Source organism: Pseudomonas sp. GLN_2, assembly GCF_043106005.1.
GTDB lineage: Bacteria > Pseudomonadota > Gammaproteobacteria > Pseudomonadales > Pseudomonadaceae > Aquipseudomonas > Aquipseudomonas alloputida.
In genome coordinates, this window is record NZ_JBICMC010000016.1 from 82,345 (window position 1) to 99,068 (window position 16,724).

Sequence of the window (16,724 nt, forward strand, 5' to 3'; positions counted from 1 at the left end):
TGGACTGTCTGTCTCTACCGCTAACCGGCAAAGCTTGACTCTACCGTAAGGGGCAGACTTTACCCTTGGCACTTCATTACCTGGAGTTTGTCATGAAGCGCAAACGCATGCTCGTAATCCTCGGCCACCCTTCGAACGACAGCTTTTGCGGCGCTGTGTCCGAACGTTATGTCGAGGCTGCCACGCAAGCAGGCCATGAGGTGCGCCTGCTGCGCCTGGATACCCTGGATTTCGATCCGGTCTTGCACGATGGCTATAACCAGATCCAGTTGCTTGAGCCCGATCTGATCAACGCACAGAACGACATTACCTGGGCCGAACACCTGACATTGGTGTACCCGATCTGGTGGGGCGGCATTCCGGCATTGCTCAAGGGGTTCTTCGACCGCGTGTTTCTGCCCGGTTTTGCCTTCAAGTACCGCAAGGGCTCGCCCTTCCCGGATAAGCTGCTCAAGGGCCGCACGGCTCACCTTCTGGTGACCATGGACACGCCGCCGTGGTACTACCGGTGGGTGTATCGCATGCCGGGCCTGCACCAAATGCGCAAGACCACCCTGGAATTCTGCGGCATAAAACCCCTGAAAACCCTGACCTTCGGTCCGGTATTGGGCTCCAAGCCGCAACAGCGTGAAGCCTGGCTCAAACAAGTCCAGGCCGTCGCCAGCCGCTGATCGGCCCCGGTCGGGCCGTGCCCCTGCGCTGCCCAGCCGAGCCGAGCCGCCCTGCTGTGACGCCTTGTTCAGCCTGGCTTCCCACCCCCTGACGCTTGTGCAAAAATGTCGCGCGCCTGTACGAGCACGCGACATCTTTTCGCTTCTGATGCGTCAAAAAAGGGATTTTCATGTACATCGGCAAAGCCGCCCAGCTGTCGGGCACCACCGTCAAAAGCATCCGCCATTACGAAGAAATCGGCCTGCTGCCCCCACCGCAACGCGAAGGCAAGTACCGCATCTACAGCCAGCAAAGCGTAGAGCTGCTGACCTTCATCAAATGCGCTCAGCAACTCGGTTTCAAGCTCAAGGAAATGCAGGCCATTCTGCAGGATCATCGCGGCCAGGAGCTGCCCTGGGATCTGGCCATGCAGGCCATCGATAACAAAAAGCAGGAATTGATGGGGCAGATCCAGGCCTTGCAGCAAGTGCATGACGGCTTGGTTGAGTTTGAGCTGAGCCTCAAGGATGCTCAGATGCAATGCCAGTTCGAACACCTGGAAAAAGCCCGCTGAATCCGCTCCGCCGCCCCTGAACGGCCATGGCGCCCCGCGCCGTTTTTAGCACGCAGGCGCCCCGGCGATTTAGCCTGGCACAGCCCCACCCCCCGGCTGCTCGCCCTCTTGCACGGCTGGCTGCGGCACAATCGAGGCAAAGAACCACGGCGAAATCAGCGTGACCAACAAAATGGTCATGAAGCCGCTGGATGACAGCGCCAGTATCACCAATACCCCCAGGTCAATGACGGGTTTGTAGGCGGAGAACAGCAGCGCGACAAAGCCCATCGAGAAGATCACGACGTTGACCACCGTCGAGCGCCCGACGCCCTGCATGGCCACCAGGATGGCCTCGTCGATCTCGATGCCCTTCTGCACCAGCATCTTGATCCGTGACAGCAGGTGAACGGCGTAATCCACGACGCCCACCACCAGGAACGTCACCAGTGTGGTACCGATGTTCAACTCGATATCCAACAGGTACATGCTGCCGTACACCGTCACCGACGTGGTCAGCAACGTCAGCATGCCGAGGATGCCCAGGCGTACTGACTTGAGCCAGAACATCATCATCAAGGTCACGGCCAGCAACGCCAGCGAGAAGCTCAGCACCTGACCCTGGGTGATTTCCTGCAACACGCCGGTCCATATGTACGGCGTACCGGCATGGGTGACCTGCAGGTTGGCCGGTTTGTTGATGGCCAGCCAGGCGTCCAGTTTATCGAGCATCGCCTGGTAATCGCCCGCCACAGAGGAGGTCATGGTGAACAGCGTCACCGCCTTCGAGTAATCGGCATTGAGCACGTTCTGCAAGTCAGTGCCGCCACCGTTCTCGAACATCATGATGTGTTGTTCGATGAGCGAGTTGCCATCGACATCGAAGGTCTCCGGTTTGCCGTCATCATCGACCACCGTCACCTGCTCCACCGCCTGCGGCACCCGCAGGAAAGCAGGGTTCATGTCGTTGAGCACGAGGTTCATGCGCTTGATGTAGGTCGCCACCGAATAGGTGTAACTCACGTTCGGCTGGGCCTTGATGAACTGGTCCAGACGTTCGAGGAACTGCACGGTTTCAGTGGTCAGCGCGCCACGCGGAGTCTTGGTGTCGAAAGCGATCCAGCCCGGCGATGTACCGGCGACTCCGGCCCGGTTGATGAATTCGTCGGATATCCGCACCGGGCTGTCCTTCTTGAAGTAGGCAATGCCCGAGTCTTCGATATCCACCTTGAACGTGAACACCGTCATCATCGCCAACAACGGCAGGGTCACCAGCAATACCGGCTTGCGCCAGCGAATCAGCCAGGCACAGAACACCACCAGATAGTGGGAGATCAGCGACGCTTTCAGTTGCACTTTGCGCGGGACGGCATCTTTGCCCCAGATCGAAATCCACGCCGGAATCAGTAGCAACGAGATGATCAGCGCCGCCGTCAGGCCGATGGACATGAACACGCCAAAGTTGCGGATGCTGACAATGTTGTTGGTGGTGGAAATCAGGAACGTGGCAATCGTCGTGACCGTTGTCAAAACTACCGGCGTGACCATCAGGCGCTGGGTTTCACGGTTGGCTTCGCGGAAAGACTTACCCGAATTGAGCTGTTCGTAGTACTCGGCCATGACGTGGATCGCGTCGGCACAACAGATGGTGAACAGGAACACCGGCAAGACACTGGTGAGCAAGTCCATGGGCACCCGCAGCAGCGCCATCAGGCCAAGGGTCCAGATGGTGCAGAACAGGATATTGAACAGCGGCAGCACCACGCCCAGTGGTTTGCGAAAGAAGAAAACCAGCAGAGAGGTCACCAGCAGGAACACGATCGGAAACAGCATCGCCAGGTCGTGATCGATGATTTCCTGCTGGGCCGCAATGAAGATCGGCATGCCGGCGATGAACACCTCATCGGTGAACTCCGGGTGGGCGGCCTGGTACTTCGCGATGATCTCGCGGACCTGGTGATAGGCACGCAACTGGGCCTGAGCGTCGTCCTGTTTGGTGCCCAGTTCAGCGACGACCATGGCGACTTTCTTGTCCGCCGAGACGACGCCACCGACCATCTGCTCGTTGCCCATGATCTGTGCTTCGACCTTGATCGGGTCCATATCCAGGGCGTGCAGGGTCTTGTGGATCCATAACTCGCCATCGGCACTCAAGCTGATGTTTTCCAGGTCAGCCATCGAGGCCATTTCCTGGATCGGGTTGAGCCGCTCGGCAAGAAAGCTCAAAAACTGCAGGTCATGGCTGTCCCAGTGCCGGGCAATCCCATGGTCGCGCAGCGCTTTGGCGGCGCCGTAATCGTTCTGCGAAAAACCCTCGGCGAGGATCTGCACCAGCAAACCCTGGGCATCAGGGTCGCCACTGTGCAGGCCGACGATGCGCTGCAGTTCGACACGGTCCTCATCGTTCGCCAGCATCAACTGGCGTATGGCCTGGGACAGCTCGAACTGGGCGTTCAGCGACGTGGTGTTGAAGACACTCACGGGGTTGTTCAGCGCCACCATGACCGAGTCATACGTGCCGGTGAACTCGCGCTGCAGATCAATGATCGTCTTGCGCGCCGGGTGAGTGTCCTTGAGCAGATACGGATTGGTGTCCGACATCAGCGCGCCGAGGGTGTAGGTGAAGTAGGCGGTGATCGCCACCAACACGAACACAATTGCCCGCGCATAGCGCTCGACGAAGTTCAGGTATCTTTCCATGAATGAGGGTTCCAGATGAATCGAGAGCGGCGCTTAGCGGGCAGACACGGCGTATTCCGGCAAGTCGCCGGCTTTCAGCCCGCGCTTGATCGCGGTCTGCGTGAACAGGCGGTCGTCCAGCGCGACGTTGTACTGCAACTGGTTGAAGCGCAGCTGAGAGCGTGTACCGGCGATGAAGTCCTCGGTTTCGCTGAAGGTAATGCTGTCGATCTGGTCGATGGTTTCAGTCTTCAGGGTGCGCATCTGCTTGAACATCACACCTTTTACATCGAAGAAGTCCTGGCGCAGCACCAGTGAGTTCTTCTTGTCAACCCAGACCTTGAGCTTGTTGTAGCCGGTCTTGGCCAGCACGGCGGGCGTCGCCGGCTCACGCTCGATCACGTAGCAATCGCGGCCCTGCAACTGCTCTTCGCCAACCAGCGTTTGGCGATAGTCTTCGGCGCGAATCTTGTCGAGGTCGGCATAGGAGTAGTCGCTACCCATGAACGCCCCGCGTTTGTCGGTGGTGGAAATCCTTCGGGTCTGTCGGCTGACCGGCAAATACATCCATTGGCTGTCTTCGAGGCCCAGGACCTCGCGCGGGTTCTCGATGTGGAACGCGACGTCACGCACATCACTCGGCGCGGAGAAATACATGGTGAATTTGTCGCTGTCCGGGTAATCCTTTTGCAGGTAGCTGAACTCGCGGATGCGCCTGTTACCTTGCTTGTCGATCAGGATCAGGGACACCTGGGACATGAAGCTCTTGCCGTCATCGCGGTCCCGGGCCTGGCGAATGATGTCGTCGGCCGTGCGTGTTTCAGCTGCCATGGCGGCAGCGGCGCTCAGCAGCAGTGCGCTTACAGTCAGGGTCTTGAAGATGGGCAACATGGCGATTTCCTTTTCATTGTTTGAGTGGTTCGCACACCGCACCGGTGTGGTCAGAACAGATAACCGGCGGACAAGCGCACCTGGTCGCGGTTGTCGTACGCACCGAACTGGCGGTCGGGCTTGCCGAAGAACACATCGACTTCGAGCCCCAACTTGAGCCAGTCCACCGGTTTGTAGGTGAAGATCCCCTGAACGAAACTGTCGTCCTGCGCTGGCGGCGACAGGCCAAAAACCAGACGGGTCTTGAGGCGATCCTGGAACTGCGAGCCTTCGGCAGACACGGTGAACAGGTCGTCGCGCTTGCCCTGGACCATGCCGGGCTGCCAGTCGAGCAGCCGCTGATGTTGCCACTGCGTCGAGATCAGCCAGTCCCGCAATAGGTAATCGACGCCCAGCAGCGACTTGGTCATCGCCGTCTGGTCGCTGCCGTAAGCGCGGTAAGGATTGGTGACGCGCCAATTGTCGAAGTAGGCGACTTCACTGCGTACCACGATGCTGTGGCCGGCATCGATGGCCACACCGGCGCCGCCCATGGAATAGCGCGGGAATTGCCGCTCGAGGCGAATCAGGCCCTCTTCGGTCTGGCCTTCGACGGCGTAAACCGGGTCCTGTTGGCGGGCGTTGAGGGCAACGAAGCTGACATCCACCGTGCCGACCCGGCCGTTGGCACTGGCGCCGTAACCGAAGCCACTGTGACCGTCATAACCGGGCCGCGAATCGACCACAAACATCTGCGGATCGGGTGTGGCAAAGATCGGTGCATCGAACTCGCTGCCGACGGCCGGCGCCTGGTTTTTCACAAAATCAGTGATCACCAGTGCTTCCAGCTCCCACTCGGCGACCGGTTGCACCAGGCGAATCATCGGCACGGCGATGCGGCTGTCTTCCAACAGACCGATCACACCCTCGCGATAATCCAGCGGGTTGATCTGATCGAGCACCCGTAATTCATCTGCACGCCCCCACACCACCTGCTGCCAGCCCACCGTCAGCTCGCCGTCACCGACGTAGAGCCCCCAGTACAGGTGCCGCCAATCGGCAGTCGCCCGGTAATCGTCCCGGGCTTGCGCGCTGTATGGGTTGTTGCCGTCATAACGGAAGTCGTAACGGGCTCGGCCCTTGGCCTTGTAGTAGCCGCTGTCCCAGGCATCCTCCAGGCTGAACTTGAGGTACACGGCCTTTTGCGTGACCTGGTCGTCACCGTGCAGACGCACGGCCGTGGCAACGCCGATCTCCGCTTCATGATGCTCCGGCCACCACTCGGCGATCGCCACTGGCGAGCCGAGGCTGACCAGCGCGGCCAAAAGGCCGCGGTTCAATCCCAGTCGAGCCATGGCTACATTCCCAACCCGGCACCGCCGTCGATCATCAGGCTTTGCGCCGTGACACCACTCGCCTGCGGGCTCGCCAGATAACGAACCATGGCCGCCACTTCTTCGCCCTGAATGAAGCGCCGCAGCGGCAACTTCTTCTTGGCATTGCGCAGGATTTGCTCGTGGCTGATCCCGGCGATGCGCGCTTGAGCCGCCAATTCGCCTTGCAACATCGGTGTGTCGATCCAGGCGGGCAGGATGGCATTGACGGTGATTCGCCGTGGCGCCAGGTCCAGCGCCAAGGCTTTGGTCATGCCGATGATGCCGTGCTTGGAGGCGCAGTAAGCGGTGTTGCGGACCTTGCCCGCTCGGCCGAGGATCGACGACATGTTGACGATCCGCCCACCCTCCGCCATCAGTGGCAGGCACAACGAGGTGACGTAAAAGGTGCCGTTGAGGTTGATCGAAATGACCTTGTGCCAGTTGTCGAGGTCTTCGGGTTCGTTCTCGTCGCAGACCCCGGCGCTGTTGACAAGCACATCGACAAAGCCGACCCGGTCGGCCAGGCCCTTGAACAGAAGTTGCAGGCTGGCGAGATCGGCGATGTTCGCTTGATGGGTTTCGATGCGGGCGGCAAATTCGCCCTCGGTGACCCAGCTCTGCAAGGTTGCCAGATCCTGATCGAGCAAGATCAAAAGGTGCTCGGCCTGGGCTGCAAAATTTTCCGCGACGGCGCGGCCAATACCATTGGCCGCGCCGGTAATCACAATCGTGCGTACCTGGCTCATGGCATTTTCAATCCGCCGTTGACGGACAAGACTTCGCCCGTGACGTACAGGCCGCGCTCGGCCAGATACAGCACCGCGTCGGCAATTTCTTCAGGCCGGGCGAACCGTTTGATCAACAGCCGCGACTGGATTTCCTGCTCATGGGCGCCGACCAGGGCTTGGCTCATGTCGGTGCTGACGATGCCGGGCGCCACCGCGTTGACCCGGATGTTACGCGGCGCCAACTCCACCGCCAGTGCGCGTGTCAATGCTTCTACACCGCCTTTGGCGGCGGCGTAGTTGCTCTGGCCCTTGCCGGGCTTTTGCGCGGCCACCGAACTGAGGTTGACGATGCACCCGCTGCGTTGGCGCATCATGCAGGGCAGCACCTGCTGACAGCACAACAACGTGCCGACCAGGTTGGTCTGGATGACCTCGGTGATGTCGCTCAACGATTGCGTGGCGAGCAAACCGTCACGGGTAATACCGGCGTTGTTGACCAACAAGTCGATACGCTCGAAACGTTGCTCGACCCGTTCAAAAAACGCCTGAATGCTCGGCGCTTCCTTGACATCACACTGCACGGCCAGGCACTCCCGGCCGAGCCCTTCGACCTGCGCCTGCAAGGCAGTGGCTGACGCCTCGTCACGGACATAACTGAAGGCAACCTGATAACCCGCGCCGGCCAGGGCCAGCACGATGGCCTTGCCAATGCCGCGACTGCCGCCGGTCACGACAGCTATTTTCTGAGTCATGACCGCTCCTTACAGTGAGTTTTGAGTTTTGAATTGCGCGAGGGTGAAGCCGTGGGTCGCGGCCAGTGCGCGGACCTGCTGAACTTGCTCACGGCTGATATCGCCGTAGGAGCCGTGCTGGCTCATGCCAGACAAGCCCATCAACACCGACTCGGCCATGCACGCATACAGCTGACCTTTTTTCAGATAGGCCCGCACGTTGGGCGCCAGGCCATCGTCGAACGGCGTCTGGACGATGCCGCCGTGCATGTAGAGCACGTCTTCGCGTTGGCTCGGCAGGTCTTGATGGACGTTCAGTGGCACAGCGATATCGCAAATCACGCTGCGCTCGGCAAAATGTTCGGCACCGAGGAACGGCTGAGGCGCATTGGCAGCGCACAGGACAATCCGTGCGCCCTTGATGGTGTCGAGATCGTTGGTGACCGTGATGAAGGCGTTCGCGCCAAGGCGCTCATCCACCAGACGGGCGATGTGCAAACCGAGGTCGGCGTTTTGGCCATGTGAGTGCAACACGCCACGAAAACCATCAAGGTTCAGCAGTCGCTGCGCCAACCGGTCGTGTTCGGCCGTGCCTTTGAGGATCGAACGGGCCGCGTCGGCGTAGATCTGTTGCGCGGTTTTCTCCAGGCGCCGAACCGAGCCGTCACGACCGCTGCCAATCAGGATCAGGTGATCGACGGTGGCGGACAGCACCGAGGCATAGGTCGACGCAACGTTACCGGCGGCACCGACAACGGCAGCGGTTTGCTCGCGCAGTGCCAGACCTTGCTGTACACAGCCTTGCTCGATGGCTTCGAGCCCCATGCCGATGGTCAGGGCGTTGCCGGACGTCAGCGCCATGTCGGCAATCTTCAGCGCCTGACAATTGTTGGTGACGATCGAGGTGTACATCCCGAGGCCGGCGATGCTGCAGCCATCGGCGCGGGCATCGGTGACACGCCTGCCGACTTCTTCGCGAATGCTGTCCAGGTCACCGCTGCGGATGTACTCGGCCATGGCATCCGAATCCATGCACAGCGGGTACAACGTGAACTCCACCGCCATGCCGAGGCGCGACCGAATGATCACCGGGCCGACTGGCACAGCGCGGCGTTCAGGCTTGGTGCGATTGATGAACGTGCGTTTTTGTTCCGGGCTCAGGGCTGCCAGCGAGGGATCGACGTCACCGAGGATATCGGCATCGATCAGGTGGTTGATGAACGCTACCCGAGCGACGACTTCGACCTTGGCATCCCTGTTTTCAACGGGCTCGGCCACCCGAAAATCGTCCTGACGGGCTGGCACGGCGGGCATCGAGTCCGCGCAGATACCCGCCGCCAACGGCAACGCATCGCCACGGCGCAGCATGTCGCAGACCCGTTGCAGGGCAGCGATCAGCCCGTCGATTTCGCCCAGGGTGATACAGGCTGGCGGCTCCAGGCGAATCACATTGGAGTTGCTGCCCGACGGTGCTACCCGCAACGCTTCGAATTGCAACAGGTAACCGGCGATCAAGTAACCCAAGGCATCGTTGTACTGCGCCGACGCCTGTACCAGCGAGCTGCTGACACTCAAGTCGTGCAATTCCAGCCCCACCAGCAAGCCACGCCCGCGCACATCGGCGATCACATCCGGATAGGCCATCTTCAGCTCATTGAGCGAGGCTTTGAGGTAGGCGCCCTTGGTGCGTATGTCTTTGAGCATCGCGTCGTCATTGGCGAACAACCGGCGCAATGCCGACAGCGCGATATGGCAGGACGGATCGTCCTCGGCGAAGGTCGAGCTGTGGATGTAGCTGAACTCGCCTTCGTAGTGGCTGCTGCGGATCACCGTCGCGGCGATTTTCATCAAGCCGCCGCCGAGGGCCTTGGACAGGCAGTAATAGTCGCCTTGCAGGTTGAACTGGCTGCTGGCAAGAAACGTCCCGGCGCGACCAAAGCCCGACTGCACTTCATCGACCACCAGCGGGCATTGTTGCTCGTTACACAGTTTGCGCAGCCCCAGATAGAACTCGGCCGCGAACTCGTTGATACCGCCTTCGCCCTGAATCGGTTCCATCAACACGGCGGTAATCGCACTGAACGGCAGTTGCAGCACGTGCAGGTGTTCGCCGTCCCATTGCAGGCTCAACCAATGGTGCGTGTGCCGGGCCGGCAATGCCTGCAACTGATGGGGCTGCTGTGGGTCGATGAACTCGACGTTCAGACCAAAACGGGCAAACGGTGCGCGGTACTGGCGGCCATAGGTCAGTTGCACGGTATTGACCAATTTGCCGTGGAAGCTGCCGCGCAGGGCGACGAATACCGGTTCGATGTGCAACTGCGCCAGGTTGTGTTGGCGAACGGCTTCAACCACCTGACGCAAGGTCACGCTGTTAAGGGTGGTCGGCAGGACACCTGCAGGCAGGTCGAGGTCGGCCACCTCCAGTTCGCAGTAAGCGTGTTCGCTGGCGGTCAGGCTGGCCAGGGTGAAATCGATGTCGTCGAACTGCTTTTGCAGGCTCTTCTGGCGACGGAACTCCGCGTGCTTGACGGCGATTTCCACCGCCTCCGCGCCACTGTTGGAGAAAGTCGAAACATAACGTTCGGTGTTCTTCAGTTCGCGATTGAAGGCGTCGCTGAGCGCTCGCCCCAATTGCCCGGCCGCACCGCGGATCGACATTTGTGCGTTGAACGGCACGTCGCTGCGCAGCAGCGCACATAGCTGATCGACAAACTGTGGGTCGTTGTGGCCGAACAGTGCCGCACCGTAACCGCCGAGAAAGTCGGTGACCGCGACCATGTCGCCCTTGGGGTTGCGGTAGAACAACTGGCTACCGAGGGCGCGCTCAAATTGACACTCAAGGCCCAGTGCCTGGAGCAGGCCGACGAATTTGGGCCGAACGAAATCGCGATAATCCATGACAGTCATATCCCTTGAAAGAAAAAAGAGGCGGTAGTCAGCGGCAGTCCTGAGTGGCCTTTGCGCTGTAGAGCACTTGATAGGCGGCGCTGAATCCGTTGTCGTCGCGGTTCAGCACCAGGCAGCGCGCAAGGCTCGCGGCGTGAGGCGCGCCCTGGATAAACGGCAGGTTCGCCACTGGTTGCTGCAAACCGGCAATCGGCGGCACGCTTTGGGCCTGCAATGCGCAACGCGCAAGCATCAGATCCACCAGGCTCGGCGCCGCGCTGAGAATGCCGTTGATCGCCAAACCGCTGGTGATGTGCGAGGCGCGCGCAAGGGCCAGCGTCTGGCACAACACGCGGTCTTTGTGCGCATCGCCGGTGCCGCTGCACACCAACACATCGGTTGGGCTGTCGGGCAGGCTCAAGCGACCGAGGGTGGCATGGGCCGTCATGTCGGCGAGGCACGCCTGAGGACCGGCCGGCAGGTCTTCGCGCCGGCGCAGCACCAACGCTGCCGCGCCCTCCCCGGCAATGCCGCCGGTGCCCCGAAGGTCAAACGGCAGCAGCGTGTTCGAGCCGTTGGCGCTGATGACACCCGCCTGGACCAACCCGGACAGCGCCAGGGCATCCAGCTCGCTGCCCGCGCCGACAACGATTGCCGCGTCAATGCGGCCAGCCTGCAAAGCGGCCGTAGCCTCACGCAAGGCTGCCAGGTTGCCGGCGACACCTTGCATATAGGCGTTGCACTCACCCACCAGTTTCAGCGCCAGGCTGGTGACACCCAGCAAGCAGTTGCTCAAGCCTTTGAGCACCAGAAAAGGGTCCTGGGCACGGTCTTGCAGGATCCGTTTGGCGAACGCTGCCATGTCGGCGACGCCGTCCTGCCGACAGCCGAGCAACAACTCGGCATAGGATTCCAGAGACGGATGGGTGTAGCCGCCCTGACAGCAATACAAACCGAAACGGACATCCGGCGGCTCACCGGCCAGGCCGGCTTCTTCCAATGCCTGACGTACCGCGCTGACACCCCAGATCACTGCCGGCGTGCAGTAACGCTGGAGGTTTTGCGCAAGGTCTTGTCGGCTGCGTTGGTGGTCCTGATCCTGAATTTGCCCGAACGCCACTACGCGTTCGCTGCTGAACCGTCGGGCGTTCAGCGCCGTAATTGCACTACGCCCTTCGGTTGCGGCCGCCCAGAAAGACTCGACACCCCAGCCGCTGGGCAACACGCAACCCGCACCGGCAATCGCGACCGCCTGTTTCATCGCGGCGCCTCCCGGTACTTGCCCAGCGCCAGTGAAGTGTTGAGGCCGCCGAAACCGAAGGAGTTGCTCAGGGCAACGTCGACCTTGCGCTTGACCGCTTGAAGGGCGCAGTAGTCGAGGTCGCATTGTTCGTCGGCATCCTGCAGGTTCAGGGTCGGCGTGACCCGATCATCCCGGCAGGCCAGGGCCGTGAGCATGAACTCCGGTGCTCCGGCGGCCGCAATCAGGTGGCCGAACTGGGATTTGTTGGCCGTCACCAGCAACCGCCGATAATGTTCGCGCTCGGCGAACAGGGTCTTGATCGCCAGGGTTTCGGCGGCATCGTTGAGGGGTGTCGAGGTACCGTGGGCATTGATCAGGTCGACCTGTTGCGGCGCCAGCCCGGCATCCGTCAGGGCCGCCTGCATCGCCAGCACCGCGCCACAGCCCTGCGGGTCGGGGGCGGTGATTTTGTAGGCATCCAGGCTGCTGCCGAAACCCAGCACTTCGGCGTACGGCGTGGCCCCTCGGGCGAGCGCCCGTTCGAGGGTTTCGAGCACGACAAAACCACCGCCTTCACCCGCAATCAAGCCACTGCGATGGCGGTCGAACGGCCGACACAGTTCGGTGCCCCAACGCTGCTCGCTGCTGGCGGCGCCGAGCAGATACAGCGCGGTCATGGTGTCCAGGCTCAGCACCGAATCGGCGCCCCCGGCAATGGCCAGCTCGACCTCGCCGCGACGGATCATCTGGAATGCATTGCCGATGGCCTGGGACGCTCCCGCGCAGGCGCTGCTGACATTGATCACCGGGCCTTCACTGCCGATGCCATCGGCAATCACCCGCGCAAGGCGGTCGTTGCTCTGACACAGTGAACTGTCAGGATCGACCTGCGCCTGTCGCGCCATCAATTGAGCCCAGGACGGCGCCTGCGCCGGGTTATCCGCCAGGCTGAGCAGCATGTCCTGCAAACGATGAGCAGGTGCGCCGGACGCTGACAATACCGCCGCGCCACGCAACTGTTCGGGGCTCAGACCACTATCGGCAATGGCTTGGGTGGCCGCGACCCAACCAAAGCGGGTGCGTTTTTCCAGCGACAATCCCCAAGCCGGATGGTCTTTCAAGTGTGCCGGCATCAAGCCCATATCCACGGGCGCTGCGTAACGCACGGGGAACGCACCCGCCTCGACGCCTTCCGGTTGCCATGGCCGAATGCAATGCTCGCCGGCCAACATGCTTTGCCACATGGACTGCCACTCGAAACCGAAGCCGGTGACGGCGCCCATACCCGTGATCACGATCCGTGTGGGGCTCATGGGTAACGCTCCATTGTCTCTGTGTCCGACGACGTTCTGGCCAGCAGCACCGCGCCCCAATGCCCGCCTCGGCTATGGTCGAGCAACAGCGTGTAACGGCGGCAATCCAGTGCCCAGGTCACAGCGATTTCGCTGAGCAAGGCGCTGGCGCCCAAGTCACCTAGCAACGCCTTGGAGTGTTCGAGGGTGTGCCCCGATACGGTAAACAACGCGGCAATCTGCGGATCCTGTGCATCGGCGACGACTTGCCCGACATCGCTGAGGCACAGTTTTTCGTTGCTCAAAGCACGCTCAATGACGTCGCGACCAACCGCCAGTCCACGCTCGGGTTGCGCGCTGTAACCCCGGGCAAACCCGGCAATACGCAACGCAGATTGAGCACCGCTGCCCGGGTTGGTCGTCAGCAACAGTGCTGCAGCACCTTCGCCGAAAACCCACGGGCCGGGGTTCACAGGTGGGTGAGTAGCGTCACGCAGGTACAACGCCGGGGTGATGTTCGGACTGCTGCTGACGACGACGGCAGCATCGGCACGGCCTTCGCTCAGATGGGCAGCGGCCTCCATCAAAGCATCCAGCCCCGCATTGCCCTGGGAGCAAAAACCACCCATGGGCCCCTTGCACCGCAAGGCCTCAGCCGCGTGGGCCATGACGCTGCTGTTGAGCATCATCAGCGCATGCAGCGGCGGTGTGTGGGCAAAGAATTGCGCCAACAGATCTGCCGGTTGTGCGCCAATGGCCTGCACTGCATCCCAGCACGAGCTGGGGCCATCCACTTCCGGAATGGCAGCGGTCAATGCGATCCGCTCGTCGGGCAGCTCCAGCCCACGCAAGGTCTCGGCGAGACGGCCGGCGCAATACAGCAGGCGCGCGCCCTGAGGCTCGAGGCTGCGGGACAGTTTGCGGTCGTACACACCCGCCGGCAAGGCGGGCGCTGCAACACAATGGGCCAGACGTGCCGGGTCGAAATCCAGCGGTTGCGCGGCCTGAGGTTGACTGTCACGAGGCGCACATTCAGTACCGGCGGCGTTGAGTACCGACGCAGCAGTGATATAAACAGCGGTTGAATTGGATCTGGTCATGTCATGCCCTGCCCAGCACCAACGAACTGTTCACGCCACCAAACCCGAAGGAGTTGGAAAGCACGACATTGATCGGTTGCTGCAACGGTTCACAAAGGAATTTCAACGCCGGAAATTCGGATTTTTCCGGCTGAAAATTGAGGGTCGGCAAGGCCACGCCCAACTGAATGCTCATCAACGACAGCACCGCCTCAATGGCACCGCTGCCGGCCAACGAATGCCCTACGGCAGATTTGTTGGCGGTGAACGTCATCTGCTCCAGGGTTTCGCCGAAGACCTGCGCCAGGCCCAGGGCCTCGCAACGGTCATTGGCTTGTGTCGACGTACCGTGAACATTCACATGGTCCACAGCCGCACTGGTCAGTTCGGCATCGGCCAGGGCCGCCGCCATGCAGGCGGCATACTTGCTGCCGTCGCGGCTGCTGGAGGTGATTTTCTCTGCCTCGCACAGATTCGCGTAACCCAGCACCCGGCCCAGCGAACAGGCCTGACGACGCTCGGCATGTTCGCGGGATTCCAGCACCAACAGCGCCGCCCCTTCACTCAGCACAAAACCGCAGCGGTCCGGCATGAACGGCCGGCTCTGTTCTTGTGGGGAAAAGTCCACGCGCTGGCAGAGTGCGCCCAGCCCATCAAAGCTGTAGTAGGACAATTCATGGGCCATCAACTCCACCGCGCCACACAACGCCAGGTCGATCTCGCCACGGGCGATCGCTCGATAGGCGCTGCCGATGGCCATAGTGCCGGCGGCACAGGCATCGGAATGTGTGGAGATATGGTCACGGACACCCAGCCATTCGGCGAGATGGCGGGTTTGCTGATCAACCCGCCGGGCAAACGCCCCACCGCTGAGGGTGTGGTTATCCAGGAACTGGTCGAGATCGACCCGCCCCTGATCGTCCATGTAACGGCTGGCGTCCCGCAAATCACCGCTCACGCAATGTTTGTTGGCCCCGACGAAAATACCGCTGGCGACTCGGGCAAAAGCGCCGTCGGCCAACCCGGCATGGGCCAGCGCCTGACGGGCCACGTAATGCGCCAGCCATTCCTGGCGGGAGGTGGTCTGCAGGTCGCCCGGAAAGGCCGCCGCGATGACCTGCCATTGTTGCTCATCGATAAATCCGGCCGCCGGGTTCGCAAACCCCAGTTCGACAAACGCCGGGTGCTGGCCAATGCAGGAACGGTTTTCGCTGATCGTCGTGAACAGCGAGGCCGCATCCAGTGCCGTGGGAGCCACCAGTCCATAGCCGGTGACCAGAACCTCTCGGGCCTGCATCAAGCCACCCCCTACGCCGAAGCCTTCAACTGGGTGGCCGCGTACTGCTCAACCAACAGACGCGAGATCGAGTCACCGTCCAGAGGGGTCAGGCGAGCACTGCAACCGCCACACACCACTTGCTGGCGTTCATTGAGTTGGGCATGAACCGCGCCACACTCAGGGCAGGTTTCGGGGAGGTGGTTGAACACGTTATGGCATTGCTGCGCCCAGTTCCGCACGGTGGTGGCCGAGAAGACATCGCCCGGCTGCATGCCCACGTGCAGCTGGCCCGGCGCATAAGCGCTGAGGCTCTGCTCCAGCAAGGCCACGCCGTCCTGCGTGATTCGGCCTTTTTCGATAAACCGGGTGGCGTCGCCGAACACCGCTACCGCGTGATCCAGCACGCTGGTTTTCGGCAAGGTGCAACCGTACTGACGGCCCAGCTGGAAGCTCAGGTCGACGATGTCCAGCGAGTCGGCGCTGAGGTCGTCAACGATACTGCTGTGCTCTGTCACGTCGCCCCTGTCCAACACCAGCAACTGCGCAAGAATCTCCTGTGTACTGCTGATAACGCTGTCCAGTTCCAACGGATTATTCATTGATTGTTTCCCTACAAAAGCCGCATTGAATGAATAAAGTCATCGGGCCGAAAAAACTGTTTTCAGGCCAGATCTATCGAGGGCCGGGAGTCTAAAGTCTCCCCCTAAGGGGAGAGTCAACGTGCCATCAGTGCTTTTTGTGGGAAATCCCGACGCACCCTGAAACCTTTGATTTATGCAGCTCAATGGGGCTTGGAGAGGAATTGTAAGATGACAAAAATCGATTGCTTGAAACAGTACGATAGTTCCAGAAATGGGGTGTCACCGTACCCGCAAGCGGCGCCCTGAGTGCTTCAAACCATGAAGGACAAGGCGCCCGTCAGCAGTGCCAGCGCAGTGATCACCAGCGAGGTGAGCACCGCCCATTTCACGGTGGCTTTCTGGAAGTCGCCGATGTCGCGGTCGACCATGCCCACCAGCAGCAGGGTCGAGGCTACCAATGGGCTCATCAGGTGCACCGGCTGCCCCAGCACCGAGGCGCGGGCGATTTCCACCGGGTCGATGCCGTACGCGGCCGCGGCATTGGCCAGGATCGGCACAACGCCGAAGTAGTACGCGTCATTGGACAGCACAAAGGTCAGCGGCATGCTGGTCAGCGCCACCACCAGCGGGAACCAGTGGCTCCACGCTTCCGGAATCCAGTCCACCAGCGTCTGGGCCAATGCATCGACCATCTTGGTACCCGAGAAAATACCGGCAAAGATGCCCGCGGCGAACACCAGCAGCACCACCGTCATGGCGTTGCCCGAATGGGC

At 61.2% G+C, this 16,724-nt stretch carries 14 protein-coding genes; 2 read left to right on the top strand and 12 right to left on the bottom strand.

Features of this window, described 5'->3' with window-relative positions:
* Positions 1-92 precede the first annotated feature (92 nt).
* Both ACF8Q6_RS04370 and ACF8Q6_RS04375 read left to right on the top strand, forming a co-directional pair.
* The gene (locus tag ACF8Q6_RS04370; protein WP_392494508.1) at positions 93-671 is read left to right on the top strand and encodes an NAD(P)H-dependent oxidoreductase; all 579 of its coding nucleotides are present in this window, start codon (positions 93-95) and stop codon (positions 669-671) included.
* A gap of 170 nt (positions 672-841) precedes the next feature.
* Positions 842-1,225 carry a MerR family transcriptional regulator gene (locus ACF8Q6_RS04375; protein WP_003253954.1) on the top strand — a complete coding sequence of 128 codons (384 nt, stop codon included), beginning with the start codon at positions 842-844 and terminating at the stop codon, positions 1,223-1,225.
* A 69-nt stretch (positions 1,226-1,294) separates the two neighbouring features.
* Here the strand turns inward: ACF8Q6_RS04375 and ACF8Q6_RS04380 are convergent, their stop codons facing one another.
* The 12 genes from ACF8Q6_RS04380 to ACF8Q6_RS04435 form a co-directional block, all read right to left on the bottom strand.
* The gene (locus ACF8Q6_RS04380) at positions 1,295-3,904 is read right to left on the bottom strand and encodes an RND family transporter (protein ID WP_392494509.1); all 2,610 of its coding nucleotides are present in this window, start codon (positions 3,902-3,904) and stop codon (positions 1,295-1,297) included.
* A 33-nt stretch (positions 3,905-3,937) separates the two neighbouring features.
* Positions 3,938-4,774, bottom strand: coding sequence for an outer membrane lipoprotein-sorting protein (locus ACF8Q6_RS04385; RefSeq protein ID WP_014591307.1), 837 nt, complete (start codon positions 4,772-4,774; stop codon positions 3,938-3,940).
* Positions 4,775-4,824: 50 nt separating this feature from the next.
* Positions 4,825-6,108 carry a hypothetical protein gene (locus ACF8Q6_RS04390; RefSeq protein ID WP_392494511.1) on the bottom strand — a complete coding sequence of 428 codons (1,284 nt, stop codon included), beginning with the start codon at positions 6,106-6,108 and terminating at the stop codon, positions 4,825-4,827.
* 2 nt (positions 6,109-6,110) lie between these two features.
* Positions 6,111-6,875 (bottom strand): SDR family NAD(P)-dependent oxidoreductase, encoded by a 765-nt coding sequence (locus ACF8Q6_RS04395; RefSeq protein ID WP_392494512.1) that lies wholly within the window; start codon positions 6,873-6,875, stop codon positions 6,111-6,113.
* The gene (locus tag ACF8Q6_RS04400; RefSeq protein WP_392494513.1) at positions 6,872-7,609 is read right to left on the bottom strand and encodes a 3-oxoacyl-ACP reductase family protein; all 738 of its coding nucleotides are present in this window, start codon (positions 7,607-7,609) and stop codon (positions 6,872-6,874) included. The genes ACF8Q6_RS04395 and ACF8Q6_RS04400 overlap by 4 nt, the downstream gene beginning before the upstream one ends.
* A gap of 9 nt (positions 7,610-7,618) precedes the next feature.
* The gene (locus ACF8Q6_RS04405; RefSeq protein ID WP_392494514.1) at positions 7,619-10,489 is read right to left on the bottom strand and encodes an aminotransferase class III-fold pyridoxal phosphate-dependent enzyme; all 2,871 of its coding nucleotides are present in this window, start codon (positions 10,487-10,489) and stop codon (positions 7,619-7,621) included.
* 37 nt (positions 10,490-10,526) lie between these two features.
* The gene (locus tag ACF8Q6_RS04410; RefSeq protein WP_392494515.1) at positions 10,527-11,738 is read right to left on the bottom strand and encodes a beta-ketoacyl synthase N-terminal-like domain-containing protein; all 1,212 of its coding nucleotides are present in this window, start codon (positions 11,736-11,738) and stop codon (positions 10,527-10,529) included.
* Positions 11,735-13,033, bottom strand: coding sequence for a beta-ketoacyl-[acyl-carrier-protein] synthase family protein (locus ACF8Q6_RS04415; protein WP_392494517.1), 1,299 nt, complete (start codon positions 13,031-13,033; stop codon positions 11,735-11,737). The genes ACF8Q6_RS04410 and ACF8Q6_RS04415 overlap by 4 nt, the downstream gene beginning before the upstream one ends.
* A complete protein-coding gene (locus ACF8Q6_RS04420; RefSeq protein ID WP_392494519.1) occupies positions 13,030-13,944 on the bottom strand; it encodes a beta-ketoacyl synthase in 915 nt (304 codons plus the stop codon). The genes ACF8Q6_RS04415 and ACF8Q6_RS04420 overlap by 4 nt, the downstream gene beginning before the upstream one ends.
* A 169-nt stretch (positions 13,945-14,113) precedes the next feature.
* Positions 14,114-15,388 carry a beta-ketoacyl-[acyl-carrier-protein] synthase family protein gene (locus tag ACF8Q6_RS04425; protein ID WP_392494518.1) on the bottom strand — a complete coding sequence of 425 codons (1,275 nt, stop codon included), beginning with the start codon at positions 15,386-15,388 and terminating at the stop codon, positions 14,114-14,116.
* An 11-nt stretch (positions 15,389-15,399) separates the two neighbouring features.
* Complete coding sequence (locus ACF8Q6_RS04430; RefSeq protein ID WP_319903595.1) at positions 15,400-15,969, bottom strand: acyl carrier protein; 570 nt, start codon at positions 15,967-15,969, stop codon at positions 15,400-15,402.
* 293 nt (positions 15,970-16,262) lie between these two features.
* On the bottom strand, positions 16,263-16,724 hold a 462-nt coding region (locus ACF8Q6_RS04435), incomplete at its 5' end, for an SLC13 family permease (protein ID WP_392498364.1).